The organism is Halobacteriovorax sp. XZX-3, assembly GCF_043196495.1.
Taxonomy (GTDB): domain Bacteria; phylum Bdellovibrionota; class Bacteriovoracia; order Bacteriovoracales; family Bacteriovoracaceae; genus Halobacteriovorax_A.
In genome coordinates this window covers 2,060,089-2,080,834 of sequence record NZ_JBEBMO010000001.1, presented here as the reverse complement: position 1 = coordinate 2,080,834, position 20,746 = coordinate 2,060,089, and the positions used below count along the sequence as shown (strand labels likewise).

Here is a 20,746-nt window from a genome sequence, read left to right as displayed (position 1 = left end):
ATAAGAAAAAAGGCCCTTTAAAAGGGCCTTTATATTTAAGAAATTATTTGTTTACACGCTCGACGTAATCACCAGTTCTTGTATCAATTTTTAGGATTTCCCCTTCTTTGATAAATAGTGGAACGTTAACTTGAAGACCTGTTTCCATAATTGCCTTCTTTAATCCACCTTGAGCTGTATCACCCTTAAGACCTGGGTCTGTTTCAGTTACTGATAACTCAACAAAGTTAGGAAGTTCAATCGAAATTGGTTTACCTTTATAATATAATAGTCCTACTTTAATACCTTCTTGTAGGTAGTTAGCAGCATCATCAATGTATTCAGTTGCAACGTGAATTGTTTCAAAAGACGATTGGTCCATGAAGTTAAATCCATCAGGATCATTGTATAAATACTCTACTTCTTTTTCTTCTAGATCTGGCTTAAGAGCACCAGTTGCTACACCAGACTTGAAAGTTCTTTCAATAACTGCACCTGTTTCTAGGTTTTTGATTCTTAACTTATAAAAAGCTGAACCTTTACCTGGGTTAGTGAAGTCACATTTAATACAAACATATGGTTTGCCATCGATTTCTAGTTTTAAACCTTTCCTAAAGTCGTTTGTCGATATTTCCATAAAAACCCTTTAAATTAATTGCGATAATATTGCTAGGAAGTAACCTTTTTCTTTTAAACCTTCTATCACAGCTGTTGAAGATTTTGCAGTAATTTTATTCTTTCTAAACTCCTCTCTTAGGTTTGTGTTTGAAAGATGTACTTCAATTACTGGGCATTTCATTACGCGCAAGGCGTCTAAAATAGCAATACTAGTATGAGAGAAAGCTGCTGGGTTGATAATCAGCGCTTTAATATCACTTTCTGACGCAGCATGTATTTTCTCAATGATCTCTTGCTCACCATTAGATTGGAACCATTCAACATCAACTTTATGCCCGAACTGCCCGAGTTTTTCATTGGTGTACTTTTCAATGGCATCAAGATCAAGTGTGCCATAGATAGATGGTTCTCTTTTTCCTAATAAATTTAAATTAGGACCATTAATGACTAAGAATTTATCCATTTAAAACTTCGCTGCTTCTTTTCTTTAAGTATGATTCGAATAGCTCAAAGGCCATTGTCAGTTTTTCCAGTTCTACTTTTGGTTTTTGCTCTAATTTCTTAGCTGTCGATTCAAAAGCGGCCATTAAGTCTTCACGGCCCTTACTCTCACTGATCTCGTCTTGTCCCTCAAGCTCAAGTAGTCTATCTTGGATACGTTGATCTTCAGGATTTTCAGCTAGCGCACTGTTAAGAACTTCTATCGCCTTTTGTTTTGCGCCTTGTTTTAGATAAAGGTCAACTAGAGTATGGCTAAAGATTTGTCCTGGTTCACTCTTAGGTTTATCTTCAACGACTGGCTCTTCTTTAACTTGTGGAACTAAACTTAAGGTACTCCAACTTTCTATTTCATCATCTAAATTCGATATATCAAAAGTTTTTTGAGTTAGATCTTCATTTTCAATACTGTCAAAATTATCATATTTTACAATAAACTCAGTTGCTTCATTATCCTTAGGTGAAATAAAAAGAACTCTTTTATATGTATTTAGGGCCTCAAGGATCAAATTCTGTTTAAAACAAGAATGAGCAAAAAGTTTAAGAAACTTAATATTATCGCCATTAATAGAAAGTTGTGGCTTTAATACAGTGTAAGCTTCTTCAATCTCTTCCCTCTCTAATAATAGCTGGCCATAAACAATAATAGCAGCAGAGAAGTTAGGATGATGAATTAGTCCTCTTTTAAGTAAAGCTAATGCTTCATCATTCATTCCAACTTTTCTGTATATTTCGGCCAAAGGAGCAAAGACCTTCGATCGAGGGTCTTTCTCCAATTGACTTTTATATTTTGTGATTAGATTATTGTAATTTTTCATCTACAAGCTACTTGTTAAACCTGCACGTTCTTGATTAATAACTCTCGGTGTAATGAAAATAACAAGTTCTGTTTTACTTACCTGTGGATTATACGGAGTTCTAAATAGCCAACCGACAATAGGTACATCCTTTAAATAAGGAACACCAGAATGCGATTCAATTTTAGAATAACTATAAAGTCCACCTAGAACAATTGTTGATCCATTTTCAACAAGTACATTTGTCTTTACCTGTCTTTTAGTTTTATCAGGTGGTGCTCCCGCTGCTGGTGCAGTACCAAATTGCTCTTTAGATAGTTCTACAATTAAATCAATTGCCCCATCATTAGCAACCTGAGGAGTAACGGCCAAACTTAGCTCGGCAGTTGTCTCTTTGAATGTAATTGTAATATCTTCACCAGTCCCTTCTCTTTCTTCAAAAGAAGTTGTGTCTGTCGAAATAATTTCTGCTTTTACGTTATGTTTAGTTACAACTCGAGGAGAAGCAATGATCTTACCTTTTGATTCACTTTCTAAAAGTTGTAACTGAAAATTTAAATCAAATAAGCGTCCAAATCTTGAGATTGTAACACCAAGTAAGTTCCTTGTGTTCTCACCAGTTGTTGGAGCACTTGAAAAGCTTAGCCCCGGACCAGAAATACTAGTCGAACTGGCCGAACCTGTTAAATCTGTAGAAGTTGGTATTTGTCCAATTGGGTCATATCCAAAATTGAGTCCATTCTGCAGACCAATTTGTTTTTGATAACCTTCGTTAACTTCAACAATTTTTGATTCAATAAGAACCTGTGGAGTTTGACGATCTAGAATATCAACGATCTTTGCAATTTTTTCTGTCGTCTCAAGAGTATCATTAATGATTAAATTATTAGTTCTTTCATCAGCAATTAAAGAACCTCTTGCAGGAGTAACATAGTCCTTTAAAAGAGTCGTTAAGTCTTTAGCTTTAGAATAAGAGATAGGAAGAACTTTAGTTACGAGAGGTTCTGCTACTTCTTTGATTTGCGTAGCTTCTCTTTCTTTTCTTTTCTCTTCTGTTGCTTGAGCAAGCGTCTTAATCGTTAGAATTGCACCATTTTTTTCTGCTACTAACTTATTAATAGATAAAACTGTATCGAGTGCCTGATCCCATGGAACATTTACTAAGTTAAGTGATAATGGTTTTAACTCAGCAACATCATTTGTCATAATAACGTTGAAACCTGAGGCATCCGCAATAAGATCAAGAATGTCATTGATCTTCATATCCTTAACATTCAAGGAAATCTTATTACCAACATACTTTTTTTGCCCTGAAAGAGTTAAGTTTTCTAAGATATCTTCCATGCTTTTAGATTTTGGCTTTAGAAGTCTTTGACTCTTCTTTTCTTCAGCTGTTGTTAAAGCACCTTCTTCCTCTTTAGAACTAGCAAATGCTCCGTAACGATTTTCAAATATGATACTTGCAAGGTTTCCTGAAGTTTGAAGTTTAGAGCGAACATTATCTCTTAATTGTACGACGACTCTAATATCTTGAGACTTCCCTGGAGCCTTAAAAGCAGAAACAAATACTACCGAACCTGAAAATTCAGAAGTATCAAAAGCTCTAAGAACTCTTTGAGTGGATACTGTATTTTCAATATCAATAATGACTTGTTTGTCTTTAACGACTTGGAACTTTTTAATTTTGAAATCGTTCTTATCAAAATTGAAATTCAAATAACTTAAATCGTCTTTCTGTTGAAAATCAATTTTTGTTAAATTTGCTGATAGTGCAAGAAATGAGTATAGAATTGATACTGCAATAACTATTTTTTTCATTTTTACTCTTCCTAAGTAAAATTATTATATTTTTATGATATCACAAATTGAATTTTATAAAAGTATTATGAACTACTCTGATAAAGGAAGTATTGTTTCCAAGTACTCTTCTTCATCGTATACATTAATAATTTTCTCAACTAATACTACCCCACCAGGCAGAATTGCTTTTACCTCAACTTGATCTGGGCCGATTTTCATACCTTCTTTTATGATTACAGCTTGAGATAATCCTTCTTCTTCAACTTGTTTTATAATCGCTCGTGGATCTTTACCTAAAAAGATACCTGTAACTCTTAATCGATCAATACGAAGATGATCTGTCGTAAGCTTATTAGAGAAACCAGTAAACTTTTCTCTTCTCGCTTTTTTGTTTCCCATTTTTTTCTTATATTTAACTTTAAACGGGTCTCTAATATTTCTTCCGGAACCTAGTTCAACAGGCGCTTGTCCTATTGCTAAGAAACAAAATAAGCATGCTAATATTAATTTGCTCTGATTTTTCAATTCTTATTCCTAGTTCTTTTCTTTCTCGCAGGTTTTTTCGATTGTTCTTGTTTAAGTTTCTGCTCAATTTCTTCAATACCACGCTTTTCTCTATGGTTTTGATTATAAATATAACTCTCAATCGTAGCGTATAGATTAATTATTTCGTAACGAGACTTATTTGTTTTTGTAATTTTACTTAAATTAATATCTCTAACATTTAAAATTCTTTCTTGTTTAGAAATGTTTTCTAGTAAAAGTAAGAATTGTAGATATGTCCCTTTCCCTGAAAATGTATAATATTTCGTAATATAGAAACCATTTTCTTCTTGTCCGCTTGGATTAATTTGTACATCTTTGATCTTTAAGCTTTCTCCGAGCTTTTTGATTAAGTTAATACTTTCATTATCACTAATATCTTTAGGTAGACGTCTTTGTGTCTCTTCAAGTTTTTGAGCAACTATTTCAATCTCTTCTTTCTTTTGCTCAACGTCTCTTTCGTAATCCTTAAGTTTTTTTAATTCTTTTTTCTTCTTACTAATTCTACCGTTTACAATATTAACTTCTTCTTGAAGACTTGCTCTTTCAATTTCAACTTCGTTGTACGCTTCATAAGCCTGGAATGCGCCCCAAACGATTAAGATTAAATATAGCTTATTAATTAGAGATAGCATTACTCAAGATCTCCATATGATTGGATTTTCCCTTCAATTGAAAAACTTTGTAATGTAACACTTTCACCGTAAAGCTGATCTGAAGTTTCTTTAAGTTCTTTCATACCAAATGTTTCAGAAGAGTAGCCATTTCTTGGTATGAAATACTCAAGTTCTTTAACGTTGTTAATAAAGTCCCCGACCGATGAAAAAGATATTGATTCCCCATCAATCTTGATAACTTTTTTGTCGTCAATTGTTAGAGAGTTAAACCAAATATCATCATTCAATGATCCCGAAAGTCCTCTTAGTACTTTATATGGGTTAGATTTATTAGACATAACTTGCGCTACAAGTGCTTCTCTACTTTTTAACTCTTCAATTCTTTTTGTAAAAGCATCCATAACTTCAGTTAAAGAACCAAATGAATCAACTTCTTTTTTTAGTCTGTTAAAGACTGCCTTTTGCTGAACAATCTCATCACGTACATCTTGATTTTTATTTTTAAAACCTGGAATTAGAACAGATGTAAGTCCGTAATAAACAGCATAACCAATAAGAAGCGATTTCTTATTTACCTTATTAAAATCAACACCAAGAATTACTGGTAGCTCTAAAGGTTTCTTTTTTTCTAATAAGTTTATTTCTATCATTTTGGAAACTCCCTAAGGGCCAATCCAAATGAAACAACACCTTCGTGGGCCATATCATTTAATTCATCATCATCGAAATCATTTTCATTAAATTCGATTTCATTAAATGGATTCAATACATTAACATCAACACCAAAAGATGATCGGATTTCCTCAAGTAAATTAGGTAATCGCACTGAACCGCCAGTTACTGTAATATTCTTTAAAGAATCATCAGAAGTTGCATTAATATAAAAGTCATGAGCTTTTTTTAGTTCGTTAACAAGAGTTCCATTAATCTCATTAATAATCATTAACACATCATCAGGAACACCTTCACCAGATGACATCTTCTTTAAGTCTTCCGCTTCTTGAAATGTTACCCCTAATTGTCTCTGAATCTCTTCTGTAATACTCGCGCCACCAATAATGATTTCTTTAACAAAGACTGGAATACCTTTTTTAAGGACGATAAAAACAGTTGCCTGAGAACCAATATCAATTAGCAATGTCGATGGAATTAGAATTTTATTTATATCTGTACTTGAAGTATTTTCAAATATTTCATCTTCTGACTCATCATCAATATCTGATGATAAATCCTCTTCAGAAGCTAGCTCGTAGATATTAGTAATCGCAATAGAGCACAAATCAACGACTTTTACGATCTTACCTAAGGATTCAATTATTGTTTTGAATGATTCAAGGACATCTTTCTTTACCGCACAAACAATAACATCAAGACCACCACCCATGTTTTCACCGATGACATACCAATCGATATTACAGTCCTCAACCGGAAATGGGAGGTATTGCTCTGCTTCCCAAATTACTTGATCTTCAAGTTCTTCATCATCTCCACCGGCCAATTGTAATTTTTTAATTACTGTATTAGGCCCAGATAGACCAAGGCAAATATAGGGCTCTGTGACTTTCGCTTCTTTAAAAGCTTCTTTTAAAGCTTCTTTTAGAGCTTCTTCATCTTGAATTTCATCTTCTATGATTGCAGCTTCCGGAAGTGGAACAGATGCATACTTAACTAATTTATAAGTATCATTCTTGGTAACTATTTTAGAGACTTTTACTGAGCTTTGACCAATGTCAACACCAATAAGTTCTTTAGGAACTAAACCTAAAGCTTCCCTAATTTTAAATATAACATCCTGTATATCAATATTCTTCTTCATCCGTGACCTATCAAAGTATTATTTTATTATACTCTGCACAGTCCAGTCATTTCAAGAAGTTATTTAAAACAACAATGCGCCCAGCATCATTTTAAAGGTACTTGGAAAGTAGATTTGAATAACGGCCACAATAATAATAAATGGCCCAAATGCTATTGCCTGGTCTCTTTTAATAACTTTGAAAAGTAATAAAGGCATCATTAGCAAACTTCCTAGTATACATGAAAAGAGCATATTATGAATAATTCCTAACGGACCAAGATAAATTCCGAGAACACCAAACAGCTTTATATCACCTCCACCCAGGCCGATGACACCTTTAATTTTATAAAATAGGTAAGTAATTAAGTAAGGTACTAAAAATCCAATTAATCCACCTAGAACCCAGTGCTTCCAATGATAAAAAAATACGACATGGATAAAAAAGATTATTCCCAAATATACATTAATTACATCTGGTAATATTTGATGACGTACATCAATGACAAAATGAACAAGGAGGCAACAAGCAACAGTAAAAAAGAATAAATAAGAAGTTAATCCATGAAGACTTATTTCGCCTCCAAATAGAAATAACGATATAGTTGCCGTAAGTAACTCGATAACTGGATATTGAAAACTAATATTCGTCTTACAGTTAGCACACTTCCCTCTTAAGCCAATGAAGCTTAAAATTGGAATATTGTGAAACCACTTAAGTTGAAAGCCACATTTTGGACAACGTGAGCGATCGATAAAAAACTTTTCATTAGTAGGTAGTCTCAAAATGAGAACATTTAGAAAACTTCCTATCATTGCTCCAAAGATAAACGCATATATTTTAAATAGTAATATCATTAGCTAAGCTCTTTATTTTTGAATACGTATGCATTTATAAAAGAAAGCACTAAAATATAAGCAAGCCCATATAAATAACTATTCATGATATTTTGATTTGACACAAGATTTGAATTAAATACGAATGGCTTATAATTTAATAAGTTTAAATCTGGGAGTACTGCTTTATATATTCGCAGTATTAGTTCAAGTCCTTCTCTATCCTTTACAAAAGATAAACTTGAAATATGAGTTATTGCATGTCCAACAAAATAAATAACGACAGTATTGATAACACTTAGTGCACGTGAAGTTATTAAACTAAAGAAAAGCACAATCAAGAAAAGTAAAATTGACTCTAATATTCCTAGGAATAGTGAATTAATTATAACTCCATCAAGAGCACCACCACGTAATAAGTAAACTATTAACGAAGTTCCAAATATTACAAATGAGCTTAAAACAAGAATAGACGAGACTCCTAAGATTTTACCAAGTAAAAACTTAACTCTCGAAATAGGTCGAGACAAGGTTATATATATAGTTCGCGATTCAATTTCATCTGACAAAACATTTACACCAACAAAAATTGCAAGAATATTTGCTGCCAATGAAGCTCCCCCTAAACCAAAGTCTATTGAAATTCTTAAAACGTTTCCATAAGAGAATTCTGAAGTTATATAACTTAAAGTTAAGATAAAAAGAGCAATCCAAAAAGTAAGATAGAGCACTCTACTCTTAACAATATCTTTAAATGTAAACTTTGCGATTGTTAATATATTCTTCATTTGTTTAACCGATACACTATTTCTTCTAACGACGAGCTTTCTCTATTTAGTTTTAAAACATTTGATCCAGCTTCAATTAATTCTAAGATTTTTTGATCTTTCAGATCTTCATCTACCACTAATTCATGATCCTTATCTCCATCATTGTACTTAATGATAAATTTATTACTTGTATTTTGTGATACTAATTCTTTAATCGTCCCGTTATAAATGATCTTACCACTCTCTAGAACAACAACATCGTGGCAAACTTCTTCGACATCATTCACAATATGTGAAGAAAAGAATACACCAACACCCTCTTCATTAACCTCTTTAATAACGTCTTTAAATTCTTTACGTCCGATTGGATCTAAGCCTGAAAGTGGCTCATCTAATATAATAAGTCTTGGATTATGTAAAAGTACTGAGACAAAACCTAGTCGTTGTAACATCCCTTTAGAATAGCCTTTAATCTTCCTGTCTAAAGCGAATTTAATCTCTAACTTAGTCGCCCATTTTTCAATATTTTTCTCAATCTCTTCGTTCTCAATTTCTTGTAGTTCTCCACAATAGGTTAAGAACTCATAACCTGTTAAATTCTGATAATAGTATGGTCGCTCTGGCATATAACCAATTAACTTTCTTACCTCATCTTCAGTCCAATCAATATTCAAAATTTTAACCGAACCAGTGTTCGGCTTAATGAATCCAAGAATAATTTTGATTAGAGTTGTTTTTCCTGCACCATTAGCACCAAGAAAACCAACGATTCGTCCAGCATTCAGTTCAAAAGTTACATCTTGTAATGCTAAAAAATCTTTATTCCAAAAATCTTTCTTAAATGATTTTGATATATTTTCACAAATTAACATAGAAGCCTTTTTATTTTTTTTAATATTAGTATAATCAGATATGCTCATGAAGAAAACACAACTTACAAATAAATTGATTCCTTTGATCCTATTCATACTTTTAATAGGTATTAACTATAATCTCTCATTTAAAAAACCAGTTAATCCTGAGTTATTTACTACTTTAAATAGTGATTTTATAAAAATTGTTTCATTTGGAAACTACCGTTTTATTTCAAGCTACTATTGGACAAAAACGCTTCTTGACGCTGATATTGAACACGTAAAGAACCAAGAGAAGTCATGGCTATATTATAGGTTTAAACTAATTGCTGATTTAGATAGAGAGTTTTACGAAAATTATCTTCATGGTGGTATCTACTTATCAATCATTAAAGATGATATTTTGGGAGCGGAGATAATATTCAATAGAGGTTTACAGGTTTTTCCTAACGATTACAGACTTATGTACAATGCCGCCTTTAACTATCACTTTCAACTCAAAGATTACGACAATTCCCTATTAATGTATCAAAAGATTCAAAAGACACCTTATGCTGTAAACTTTGTAATTCTCCCAAGATTAATTGAAGAGGCTAAGAATAAACGTAAGTCTAAACAGTCTCACCTCCAACTCCTTCAATTACAATTGAATAGAACTAAAGATATAAAAGAACGAGAAGTTTTAATTAAGAAAATAGAAGAAATAAAAAAGGCCTCAAATTAATGAGGCCTTCTATTTTCAAGATTATTAAATTAAAGATTAGTAACCTTTATTAATCTCTCTAAGTACTTTGTCTTGGTCAATTGCCCATTTACTAGCTCTAGCAGTTGTAATGTTATCTGTATCAATATAGCCAATTGCTCCAGCTACAAAGTAACCACCTTGAGCATCAACACCTGGAGCAGTTTGTGAACCATTCCCCATGTTTGAAACAGCGATCGTAGAAATGTTAGCAACAGTTGTTCTCTGTCCACCAACCTTCTTAAATGCAGGTGCTCCAAATTCGATATTCTGACAAGTTCCGCCGTTATCTCTAACAATTTGGTTTGGTGTCGAGTTAGCAGCACTAAATCCGATTGAATAATAGTTACTTCCACTAGTTGGAGTAGATGAATCCCATGCACCATTTGGAGATACATAACCAGCATCACCTAAACATGTACCGAAGGCATCATAATCAGTTTGGATAGCTGTCATCGCTGAGTAAATTGAAGCTAACTGAAGTTTCGCTTCAGAAGTTTTCGTTTTCGCTTGATACTTTTTAAAGTTTGGAATTGCTACCGCAGATAGAATCCCGATGATGGCAACAACGACCATCAACTCAACTAGGGTAAACCCTTTTGAGTTTTTCAACTCGTTCGTAAATTTCATGTCTTTTCTCCTCGTTAATCTAATTTAGATAGATTAATTTAAATAACTTTAAGAACTTAGCTAAAATTAAGATTTAACCAGCCCTATAACTACCTTACGGCATATTTAAGTTAAAAATTAAATCCCAATAATATCAATGCCTTATCTTAAAACAATAAATAATTTTAACTACTTTTTTGCCTCTAATCTTAGTCAATTTAAGTATTTATGCCCCCGCTGACATGAACATTGGTAAGTAAATTGCTATAAGAACACCACCAATAATTCCACCAAGAACGACAAGAACTAAAGGTTCTAGCATTTTTGTTGCTGCAGTAATTGCATCATTAACTTCATCTTCAAAAACAACAGAGATCTTTGCCAGCATTTGATCAATGGCCCCTGTTGACTCACCAACCTTAATCATCTGAGCAACCATTTCTGGAAAGTAGTCAATCTTAGTTAATGGTTCAGTAAGAGTTTTACCTTCAATAACTTTCTTTCTTACTTCTTTGATATCACCAGAGATAACACTATTATCAATTGTTTCAACACAAATTTCTAAGGCATCGATGAGTGCTACACCTGAACCAAGCAGTGTTGAAAGAGTTCTTGAAAACTGAGCTAAACTCCCCTTAATAATAACAATACCAAAGCCTGGTACACTCATTGAAAACTTATCAAATACAATTTTTCCTTGAGGTGTTTTTATGAAGTAAGTTAGAAAAATTAATAAAGCTATTCCACCTAGGATCATCTTGCCAGAGTATTCACCAAAAAATTCTGAAGTATCAATTACAAATTGAGTAATCCAAGGGAGCTCTTGTCCAGTGTCCGCAAGCATTCCAGTAAACTGAGGCACAACATAAGTAATTAGTCCCCAAACTACTAAAGCACCAATACCTGAAACAATTAATGGATAACTCATAGCTGATTTAATTTGTTTTTTAATCTTCTCTTGCTTTTCTAAGTGCTCTGTTAGTTTAGAAAGAATCTCATCTAGAATCCCTCCAACCTCTCCGGCCTTAACAAGGTTACAGTAAAGGTTATCAAAGCCTTGTTGCTTACGCATACTTTCGGCTAGCGTATTACCTTCTGAAACATCAGTCGCAATATTTTTAACAGCATTCTTTAAAGAAGGATTTTTCTCTGATTTATAAATAATCTCAAGCGCCAAAATAATAGGTACACCTGCATTGATCATAATAGACAATTGCTTTGTAAAGTTCATAAGCTCGGCTGCACCGAAAGCAGAACCAATACCTTTTTCAATTAACCATGTGTTAATATCAAATTCTAAGATCGAAGGTGGAATAATTTTACGTACACGATTTCCTTGGGCGCGAAGTCTTTTCTTAGCGTCCTTCTCATCATTGGCCTGTATTTGACCGTTGGTCTTCTTTCCGTTTTTATCTAGTCCTTCCCATTTATAAATTGGCATATCTTACTCTATCTCTCCTTAAGACCTAGTTGCGGCCCAAGTTCTTCCGGATTCGTTGAATACGACATTGCTGTCTCTGCATCAATTGCCCCTGAATCAACATGTTTTTTAATTGACTGATTCATTGTCGTCATACCAGTCTTATCTTGACCAATCTGCATCTGAGAATAAATTTGATGCATCTTATCTTCACGAATTAGATTTCTAATTGCCGGTGTAGGTCTTAGAATTTCTAAACAAGCGACACGTCCTGGTTCATATGTCTTAGGTAAAAGCTGTTGTGAAACAACACCTTGTAAAACAAATGAAAGAAGCGTTCTAACTTGATCCTGTTGATCTGAAGGGAATACGTTAACGAGACGGTTAATTGTTTGCACACATGAGTTAGTGTGTAGTGTTCCAAAAACCAAGTGTCCTGTTTCCGCAATCGTTAGAGCGGCTTCAATTGTCTCAACGTCTCTCATCTCCCCGACAAGAACAATATCCGGATCTTGTCTTAAGAGACCTTTTAAAGCATTTTCAAATGAATGAGTATCTCGTCCAATTTCACGTTGGTTTACAATACTCGTTTTGTGAGGATGGACGAATTCAACAGGATCTTCCAGTGTCACAATATGCGCAGGCTCCATTTCATTTAATCGATTTATAAGAGCTGCAAGAGTCGTCGACTTACCAGAACCAGTAGGCCCAGTAACTAGAAATAGACCATTTGAAACATCAGTCATTTCCATTAAAACATTTGGTAAGTTAAGTGCTTTAAAGTCAGGAACAGCACTTGGAATCAAACGAAATACTGCCGCAACTCCACCTTTAGAATAAAAAATATTTGCTCTAAAACGTGCAAGGCCTTTTATCCCAAATGCAAGGTCTAGCTCTAAATTCTTTTCAAACTCATTTCTCTGTTCTTCAGAAAGAATTTGATAGATAAGTGACTTACTTGAGGATGCATCAAGGGCCGGTAGTTTAACTCTTACAATATCCCCGTTGACTCTCATTGCAGGAGCTGTACCAGGAGTTAAGTGCAAATCGGATCCACCATTATCAACCATCAGCTTAAATAACTGTTGAATCTTCAAAGACTCCGCACTCGTGATAGCACCTGTTTTTGTTTCGGTTTTAGTTTTTGTTTGCGTATTATCGCTACTCATCTATATCACCCATTTATATTTTTATAATTTATCAACACTTGAGTTTTTAATTGCTTCCGCTAAAGTCGTGACACCCTCTGCAACCTTGGTTAATGCAGACATTCTTAGAGTTTTCATACCGTCAGCTATAGCCTGTTTTTTCAAATCATCAGAAGAACAATGCTTTAAAACGAGGTCCCTTGCAGCAGGAGTCATTTCTAGAACTTCATAGATTGCGACACGGCCCTTATATCCGGACCCATCACAAAACTCACAACCTGTACCATGATAGACTTTTAAGTTCTTTGCAGAATTAGGAGTAACTCCACATGCAACAATCTGATCAACAGTTACGCTTTCATCTATAGTCTTACAATTTTCACAAATCTTTCTACATAACCTTTGTGCAACAACAACATTCAACGCACCAGTTACAAGAAATGGTTCAATTCCCATATTTAACAATCGAGTTACCGTTGAAGGCGCATCATTCGTGTGAAGCGTAGAAAGAACCATGTGGCCAGTAAGAGCGGCCTCAATAGCAATCTCTCCAACTTCTTGATCTCTAATCTCCCCAACCATGATGATATCAGGGTCTTGTCTAAGAAAGGCCTTAAGGGCCCTTGCAAAGTCTAAACCAATATCTTTTCTAACGTTAACCTGATTGATACCTTCCAAGTTGAATTCACAAGGATCTTCTGCAGTGGAAATATTTTTTTCTATATTATTAAGTTCTGATAGTGCTGAATAAAGAGTCGTCGTTTTTCCAGACCCTGTTGGTCCAGTTACAAGACACATTCCATATGGCTGCTTAATCCCTTCTAAGAAAACTTCTAGCTGTTTCTTTTCAAAACCTAACTTAGTCATATCAAGCTGTAGATTTGATTGATCTAGCAGTCGCATTACAACCTTTTCTCCAAACAATGTTGGAAGTGTTGAAACACGGTAGTCAATTGGATTACCATCAATTTCAAGCTTAATACGCCCATCTTGTGGGATTCTTCTTTCAGAAATATCTAACTGTGAAAGAATTTTCATTCTAGAGACAAGTGGTAAAAGCATCGATTTTGGAGGTGCTGCATATTCATGTAAGGATCCATCTAAACGAAACCTAATTCTAAAATTATTTTCATAAGGTTCAACATGAATATCTGAAACCTTTTTAATATACGCTTCAGCGAGTACCTTATTTACGTAAGAAATAATATCTTCTCCGATATCTTCTTCTTTAACATTATCGTCACCAGTAGCTTGATCAGTTCTAACTTCTCTAACCGTCTCAAGTATTTCATCAATAGAGGCTTGAATATTTTGATATAAAGTTTTCCAAGCTGATAATGAAGTAAGAACAAACTCAACGTTTGATTGAATTTCTTTTTGAATCTCTGCTCTAATTTCCACAAGAGAGGGATCAAAGATTGCTAAAGATAAAGTACCGGACTGTCTTTTTAAAGGTACGATTCGAAACTTTGTTGCGACACCTTTTTTTACCAACTGAAGTGTAGAGCCAGGAACACGAGTTTCAGAGAGATCAACATATGTAAGCCCACTTAACTCTGCAATTGCTTTTGCAAATTTAATATCATCGAAGAAATTAAACTTTAACAAATCGAGTTCTGAAACCACACCTGGGTTTTTATTTGCGGCCAAAGGCACCAAATCTTTTCTTGGTACCATACCCGTTTTTGAAATGACTTCTAGAAATTCTTTTCTTATCACCTTACGTTATCCTAAGATTAGTTTCTTTAAATATTGAATACTTAGATACACTAACTATTTACTATTTATTTACTATTATAACGTAAAGTTCCAAAATTTTTTTGCTGCTACGGCTTGTAGGTAAAGAAGTTCACTTCCATCTATATAAGTGAGTTTATTGCTCAGAAAAGAGTGATGAAATGGATGGGAATAGTTCATATCCCAGAAAATAGACTTAGTTGATAACGATAAATTAAATTGAAATTGACGAGCACAACAGTTGATAATCAATAGATTATCTAGTTCTACATATTGTTCGTATTTAACTGCATTAAGGTCACCATCTTTTCGCCTAGAAAATTGATGATAGCTAATATTTAGCTCTTCAAATAAGACCTTAAACATATCCGTCATTGCGCCATCACCAAGCATGACGATATCTTTCTTATGATATGAATTATTTAATATGATCTCCTTGGCCGCTAAGAAGTCCGTATTTGTGCCATAAAATTGTGTACCATCAAATTTAATACAATTTATCGCCCCTATTTTTCGAACACTCTCTTCTAGAATTACATCATTTAAAAAGTGTTTCTTGTATGGCGCTGTAATCGAAAGGCCTTGTAACGTTTTAAATATATCTTTAAGGCAAGGAATCTTATCTTCAGAAGAGACATCTAAAAGACTATATTCTACCTGACCACTGTATAATTCATCATAGATTTGTGGTGACTTTGAGTGTTGAATATCTTTTCCCAGTAAACCAAGCTTAAGCATTAAAATATTCTCGAGTCTTTTCTACATCAAGCTTTATTTGTTCAATAAGCTCATTAACTGAAGAGAATTTTTTTTCATCTCTTAGCCTCTTTACAAAAGAAACTTCTAATTCATTTCCATAGATATCATTATCGAAATCTAAAATATGTGTTTCCACAAAAACGTTATTACCGTTAGTAAATGTAGGATTGTGGCCAATATTTGTCACAGAAAACCAAGTTGATTCACCAAATTTCGTTTTAGTTATATAAACACCATTTTTAGGGTAGCGACGATAGCGATCAAGTGCTAAATTTGCAGTTGGAATTCCAATCTGACGACCTCGACCTGCTCCTTTGATTACTCGTCCGCGAATAAAGTATTCGCGCCCTAAATATTTAGCAACGCTTTCAACATCACCGACAGATAGTGCATCTCGTACGATCGTACTTGATACTTTATCCCCTTCAACATCGTAAGAGCATAGAACATTAACATCTGTTACTTTATCAGCACAAAATTTCTTAACAAACTCATGGTTCCCTTTTTTCTGAGCACCAAAGGCAAAATCATGTCCTAAGTATATTCTTTGTGGTTCAACGTGATTGAAAATATATTCGTTTAAAAAATCATCTGGTTCTTTCATTGAAAGATCTCGATTAAATTCAATTTCAAGAAGATAATCAATACTTAATTCAGATAGAAGTTCTCTTCTTTCCTCATAACTATTGATAAGATAGTGTTCTTTAGGGTTAAGAATTTCTACAGGATGTGGAGTGAAAGTGATAACAACGAGCTTTAAATTAGCTTCGCTACACTCACTATAAATTTGCTTAATAATTCTTTGATGTCCTCGATGTACACCATCAAAGTTTCCTATGGTTATAGCAAAGTTATCACATTCAATATCTTTTAAACTTTTAATTATTTTCATTATTTGCTCTAGCTAATTCTTGCCAATATTCTTTTTTATACTTAAGAGGTAACTTGGCTCCCTTGTATTCATTTTTTCCAGCATTATCAACCAAGTCATTAAAGTACTTTCGTGCCTCAGGAGAGACTCTCATCCCCTTAATACGATCATTTAAACTATCACCATGCACATCTGGTGTAAATGTCGTGATATGGTGAAAAATATTAGAATAGTTAAATTCTCTTTTAAGATTCTTAAATGGGTCTCTATCAAAGAAGCGAATGTAAGGAAATGCTGTTAGTGCAATTACAAAAGCGGCGATCCCGATTAAAGAGTAATTAATAATGTCCCACAAATTCCTTTTCTTAGAATTCGTAAAAACAGGGGCCATAATATTTCCAGAAACAACAGTCTTCACTTCGGCAGGAGCTGTCTGCTGAACTTTCTTAACAACGTCATTAGTCTCATCAGAAGCTATATTTGAAGCCGCAGAACCGGAACCTATGATAATCAATGGATCAATTGTTAATTCTGTCGTTTCAAAATTCCCTGTTAGTGGGTTAAATGTAGATAGTTCTATTTTCCTTTCCGATACGAACTCTGCCCTCTTCGCTAGAAACGTATAATCAAAAACTTTATTTTTAACTAAAGCTGTTTGTTCAATCATTTCTGCTCTTGTTTCGAAAACTTCAAACGCATCTGATGTTATCAAGCGAGGAGCATCAAACTTCTCTAAAGCGCCATCACCACGAATTTCTAAACGTGCCTCAAGTACGTCATTTACGACAATCTTACTTTTATTCAGGCTTAGGTTGAAAGTATGTTTACCAACTAGACCAGTAAATGATTTAGGCATATTTTCAACAGGTATAGGCAATGCCTTAATCTTAACTCGATCACTCCTTAACACTTTAGTTTTTTCGGAACCAGTACTAAAGGTAAAGGACATCCCAAAGGCATTCCCACGTCTACTTGTATAATCGGGATGTTGAAAACGTATTTCAACTGGATCTATCGATAAGTCACCTGCTTTTTCAGGATATAGTACACTTTTATACAAAGCGGCTCGTTTATAAATTTCTCCCTGAATACTTACACTTTCAACCGAAGATCTTGGTAATTCAAATCTTTTTAAAAAGTTCTTTTGAACAGGGAATTTTACAAATTCAGGATTTGAAATCTGCCCTTTAAAGTAAATGTAATAAACCAAGTCGATCTTTTCACCTACATATGCCTGTGTCTTATCAACTTCAGCACGTACAAAATAATCTTGCAATCTTGCTCTTTGACTAAGAACTCTAACAGTTAATGATCTGTGTTTCACAACTTGGGCACCAAAATCAACTTTAATATCTCTAATAACTGCAGAACCTGTTTTAATGGCCCTCAGCTCATAAACATAGTTATAAACTTTCTTTTGAACCATCTTACCGCCAGCAAAGTAACCCTTTATCATAAGACGGCTTGCATCGTTCGTATTATCAGATACGATTTCAGCATTATTCAATTTAAAATTAACATATGGTTCAGTCTCTCCTTGATATTCAAAATTTATTATCAACTTAAAAGAGTCTTCTAACGATACTTCTGATGAACTTACCTTAGCTGTTATCGTTTGTGCTAGCGAAGAAAATGTTAACAAAAATAAAACTATATACTTAAACATTACCAATCCTTACGATTATTACCATCTGAGGTTGAATCAAAAAGTTTCTTTTGCAACTGAGAGTCATCATTCATGATTTGTTTGAAGACACCATTTGCCTTTCTCATACGCTTCTTTTTCTTAGCTTGATCTTCAAGTTCTTTCCATTGTTGCTGCTGAGTTTTTTGTTTCTTCTTCTCATTTTTATTTTGATCACCTTCAGACTGTTGTTTATCTTTATTTTTATCTGAAGAGTCTGATTTCTTATTGTCCTTATTATTTTTAGAGTCCTTTCCTTTTTGACCCTTGTCTTTTTGATCTTTATTGTCTTGTTGACCTTCTTTTTTCTGTTGGTCATCATTATTATCTTTATTCTCGTTATTTTCCTGATTATCCTTATTTTCTTTATCTTTCTTTTCTTGTTGCTTCTTTTTTTCTTCTTCTTTCTTCTTCTGCTTGTCTTGTTTTTGCTTTTGTAGGGCAAACTTAATTTGCTCCTTAATGACTTGCTCTAATTCTTTATTGTTTGAGTTCTTCTCCAATATGTACTTATACAAATTAATAGAGTCTACGAATTGATTATCTTTCAAAAGTGCAGTTGCATAATTAAATAGATCTGCCGGTGCTTCATCTTCATAATTCTTTAATGTTTCATTATAAATTTCTGCAGCTTGCTTTTGCCCCTCTTTTTGCCTAAGAAAAAGCTCGGCCAGTTTCAACTTCTCTTCTTTAGAAATATTACCGGCCCTCATTTTATCTACAAGTTCCTGCTGTAAGGGATCAACTGGAGTTTCTTCATCGTCCTGAGCAAAAGTATTAACTTCAGGCAAAATAAAAAGACACATAAGTAAAACTAAGACAGCTGGTTTAAAAGTTCTAAAGCGCCCAAGTAATACAGAAAACACATACAACAAGATACTTGAAACAATAAGCCAATATCCTAAAACCGGCCTAGACCTCAAAGTTCCTTTTGTAAAAGAATTTAAATGTACATCCTTAAAGAAAGCCAATATTTCTTGCGTCGGTAAACTATATGATTCAACAAACCATACTTTTGCATATTTTGACTTACCGACTAAATCTTCAAAAAATTGTTTATTCATTTTTGATATAATTTCAACACCATTAAACTTTTTATATCCGAAGAAGTTTCCACGTTTTCCACGCATTGGAATTTTTCCACCTTCTTCAGTTCCTACGCCAATAATAGCAAGGCTGATTTCGTCTGGTATTTCAACATCAACACTTCCATGCTCTTCACCATCAGTGATTAAGAGGATATTTCCTTTAGAAAAACCTTCACTCGTTTTAAAAAACTGAAAAGCTTCTTTAAGAGCAAGACTCACATTAGATCCACCTTCTGGTGTTGCGCTCAGCATACTTCCTAAACGTGACTCTAAAATATCAACATCATCAGTAAAGGGTACAATTTTTCTTTGTATGTCAGAAAAGACACTTAATGCAATCTGGTGCCCATATGCATTTTTCACAAGATGTTTAGCAATAATTGCAGCTTTAGCTATACGATTAGGTCTGATATCTTCAACTAACATACTTTGCGAGTTATCAATTAGAATAAGTGTACGTTGATTAGGTATATTAGATTCAACAAGTTCCTCCGGCCCTCTTAAGTCACCTAAAGATAAGGCAAAACCTAAAAATGCTAACGCATATAAGAACATAGATAGCTTAGAAATAAAACGCGAATCAAAATTCCATACTTGTTTAACAATCTTGAAAAATTTCTTTCTTAATAAGGTAAGAAAAAATATAAATATAGCGACTACTATAATAGATATAATCAATAGCTTTGTATTAACAAAATCCATTATGCTACTTCCCTTAAATATAATCTACGAGTACTTTCAATTAATATCAAAAGTAAAACGCCAGCAAGTAAGAACTTGTAATAGTCCTCTTGATAAATAATTCGCCCTTTAATTTCAAGGCCCTTTCTTTCCAATTTATTAATTTCAGAAAGTACCTCATTCAAAGATTCATTATCAGAGGCAACAAAATCTTTTCCACCAGACATCTCAGCTATTTTTTGCAAAGTTTCAAAGTCCATACTTTGACCAGGCATATTTTGATATCTCATTCTACCAAATGCATCACGACCAACTGGTAGTTTAGCATCAGGATCACCACCAATACCAATTGTGTATATTTTAATGCCAAGCTCTTTAGCTTTTTCTGCTGCCTGCATCGGTGACATTAATCCGGCATTGGCACTACCATCAGTCAGTAAAATTATAGATTTGTTTTCAGCAACACTAGTTTCAGATCGTGCTAGTGCAAGCCCTAAGGCATCCCCAATATTTGTGCCTGAGCCTAGAAAACCAATATTAATTTGTTCTACCGATTGTTCGACTAATTTCAAATCAGTAGTCACAGGAATTAGTGTAAAAACTTTATCTCCAAACATAATAATACCGATGCGATCAACAGGAGATAGTTCAATGAACTTTCTTATTTGCCCTTTTGCCGCTTCCAAGCGATTTGGCGGGAAGTCCTCTGCCAACATAGATCTAGAGACGTCGACTACAAAATAAATGTCATTAATCTCTTTCTTCACATTGCTTTTACCCATTGGAGTTTTTGGGCCCATTAATGAAAAGCTTATTAATGCCCAAGCACCAATGGCCATTAGAAACAGCAACCCTCTTAGAAATGACGGCTTTTTCTTTAAGCTATATTTAGGAGGTAA

Annotated in this window: 21 protein-coding genes; 1 reads left to right on the top strand and 20 read right to left on the bottom strand. The window is 33.8% G+C overall.

All coding sequences use genetic code 11. The features are described from left to right. Positions 1-43: 43 nt before the first annotated feature. The 11 genes from efp to ABMA70_RS09990 all read right to left on the bottom strand — a co-directional run bounded on the left by efp (position 44) and on the right by ABMA70_RS09990 (position 9,126). The gene (gene efp / locus ABMA70_RS10040) at positions 44-616 is read right to left on the bottom strand and encodes an elongation factor P (protein WP_103218459.1); all 573 of its coding nucleotides are present in this window, start codon (positions 614-616) and stop codon (positions 44-46) included. A 9-nt stretch (positions 617-625) separates the two neighbouring features. Further along, positions 626-1,060, bottom strand: coding sequence for a type II 3-dehydroquinate dehydratase (locus tag ABMA70_RS10035; protein WP_103218460.1), 435 nt, complete (start codon positions 1,058-1,060; stop codon positions 626-628). Further along, positions 1,053-1,913: a tetratricopeptide repeat protein gene (locus ABMA70_RS10030; RefSeq protein WP_103218461.1), complete on the bottom strand. Its 861-nt coding sequence runs from the start codon at positions 1,911-1,913 to the stop codon at positions 1,053-1,055. The genes ABMA70_RS10035 and ABMA70_RS10030 overlap by 8 nt, the downstream gene beginning before the upstream one ends. Then, entirely contained in the window at positions 1,914-3,710 is a 1,797-nt protein-coding gene (pilQ, locus tag ABMA70_RS10025; protein WP_103218462.1) for a type IV pilus secretin PilQ, read from the bottom strand. A gap of 72 nt (positions 3,711-3,782) precedes the next feature. Continuing rightward, a complete protein-coding gene (locus ABMA70_RS10020) occupies positions 3,783-4,217 on the bottom strand; it encodes a hypothetical protein (protein WP_103218463.1) in 435 nt (144 codons plus the stop codon). Further along, positions 4,214-4,870: a type 4a pilus biogenesis protein PilO gene (pilO, locus tag ABMA70_RS10015; RefSeq protein ID WP_103218464.1), complete on the bottom strand. Its 657-nt coding sequence runs from the start codon at positions 4,868-4,870 to the stop codon at positions 4,214-4,216. Before pilO ends, ABMA70_RS10020 begins: the two co-directional genes overlap by 4 nt. Next, positions 4,870-5,502 (bottom strand): PilN domain-containing protein, encoded by a 633-nt coding sequence (locus ABMA70_RS10010; RefSeq protein ID WP_103218465.1) that lies wholly within the window; start codon positions 5,500-5,502, stop codon positions 4,870-4,872. Before ABMA70_RS10010 ends, pilO begins: the two co-directional genes overlap by 1 nt. Further along, entirely contained in the window at positions 5,499-6,668 is a 1,170-nt protein-coding gene (pilM, locus tag ABMA70_RS10005; RefSeq protein WP_392993784.1) for a type IV pilus assembly protein PilM, read from the bottom strand. Before pilM ends, ABMA70_RS10010 begins: the two co-directional genes overlap by 4 nt. Before the next feature lie 63 nt (positions 6,669-6,731). Then, positions 6,732-7,505 (bottom strand): prepilin peptidase, encoded by a 774-nt coding sequence (locus ABMA70_RS10000; protein WP_392993787.1) that lies wholly within the window; start codon positions 7,503-7,505, stop codon positions 6,732-6,734. Then, positions 7,505-8,272, bottom strand: coding sequence for an ABC transporter permease (locus ABMA70_RS09995; RefSeq protein WP_103218468.1), 768 nt, complete (start codon positions 8,270-8,272; stop codon positions 7,505-7,507). The genes ABMA70_RS10000 and ABMA70_RS09995 overlap by 1 nt, the downstream gene beginning before the upstream one ends. Further along, entirely contained in the window at positions 8,269-9,126 is an 858-nt protein-coding gene (locus tag ABMA70_RS09990) for an ABC transporter ATP-binding protein (RefSeq protein WP_158246906.1), read from the bottom strand. The genes ABMA70_RS09995 and ABMA70_RS09990 overlap by 4 nt, the downstream gene beginning before the upstream one ends. A gap of 46 nt (positions 9,127-9,172) precedes the next feature. Here ABMA70_RS09990 and ABMA70_RS09985 point away from each other — a divergent pair, with 46 nt between their 5' ends. Further along, positions 9,173-9,832, top strand: a complete 660-nt coding sequence (locus ABMA70_RS09985) for a hypothetical protein (protein ID WP_103218470.1) — start codon at positions 9,173-9,175, stop codon at positions 9,830-9,832. 36 nt (positions 9,833-9,868) lie between these two features. Here the strand turns inward: ABMA70_RS09985 and ABMA70_RS09980 are convergent, their stop codons facing one another. From ABMA70_RS09980 to ABMA70_RS09940, 9 genes are all read right to left on the bottom strand, one after another. Next, the gene (locus ABMA70_RS09980) at positions 9,869-10,480 is read right to left on the bottom strand and encodes a type IV pilin protein (RefSeq protein WP_103218471.1); all 612 of its coding nucleotides are present in this window, start codon (positions 10,478-10,480) and stop codon (positions 9,869-9,871) included. Positions 10,481-10,685: 205 nt separating this feature from the next. Further along, the gene (locus ABMA70_RS09975; RefSeq protein WP_103218472.1) at positions 10,686-11,900 is read right to left on the bottom strand and encodes a type II secretion system F family protein; all 1,215 of its coding nucleotides are present in this window, start codon (positions 11,898-11,900) and stop codon (positions 10,686-10,688) included. Between the two features lie 8 nt (positions 11,901-11,908). Next, positions 11,909-13,048: a type IV pilus twitching motility protein PilT gene (locus ABMA70_RS09970; RefSeq protein ID WP_392993792.1), complete on the bottom strand. Its 1,140-nt coding sequence runs from the start codon at positions 13,046-13,048 to the stop codon at positions 11,909-11,911. 21 nt (positions 13,049-13,069) lie between these two features. Next, positions 13,070-14,746 (bottom strand): GspE/PulE family protein, encoded by a 1,677-nt coding sequence (locus ABMA70_RS09965; RefSeq protein ID WP_199177555.1) that lies wholly within the window; start codon positions 14,744-14,746, stop codon positions 13,070-13,072. Positions 14,747-14,821: 75 nt separating this feature from the next. Then, positions 14,822-15,502 carry a hypothetical protein gene (locus tag ABMA70_RS09960; protein WP_103218474.1) on the bottom strand — a complete coding sequence of 227 codons (681 nt, stop codon included), beginning with the start codon at positions 15,500-15,502 and terminating at the stop codon, positions 14,822-14,824. Continuing rightward, positions 15,495-16,415: a bifunctional riboflavin kinase/FAD synthetase gene (locus tag ABMA70_RS09955; protein WP_103218475.1), complete on the bottom strand. Its 921-nt coding sequence runs from the start codon at positions 16,413-16,415 to the stop codon at positions 15,495-15,497. The genes ABMA70_RS09960 and ABMA70_RS09955 overlap by 8 nt, the downstream gene beginning before the upstream one ends. After that, a complete protein-coding gene (locus tag ABMA70_RS09950) occupies positions 16,402-18,060 on the bottom strand; it encodes a BatD family protein (protein WP_103218476.1) in 1,659 nt (552 codons plus the stop codon). The genes ABMA70_RS09955 and ABMA70_RS09950 overlap by 14 nt, the downstream gene beginning before the upstream one ends. Next, positions 18,060-19,721 (bottom strand): VWA domain-containing protein, encoded by a 1,662-nt coding sequence (locus tag ABMA70_RS09945; protein WP_392993798.1) that lies wholly within the window; start codon positions 19,719-19,721, stop codon positions 18,060-18,062. Before ABMA70_RS09945 ends, ABMA70_RS09950 begins: the two co-directional genes overlap by 1 nt. Positions 19,722-19,867: 146 nt before the next feature. After that, complete coding sequence (locus tag ABMA70_RS09940; RefSeq protein WP_158246908.1) at positions 19,868-20,686, bottom strand: VWA domain-containing protein; 819 nt, start codon at positions 20,684-20,686, stop codon at positions 19,868-19,870. Positions 20,687-20,746 lie beyond the last annotated feature (60 nt).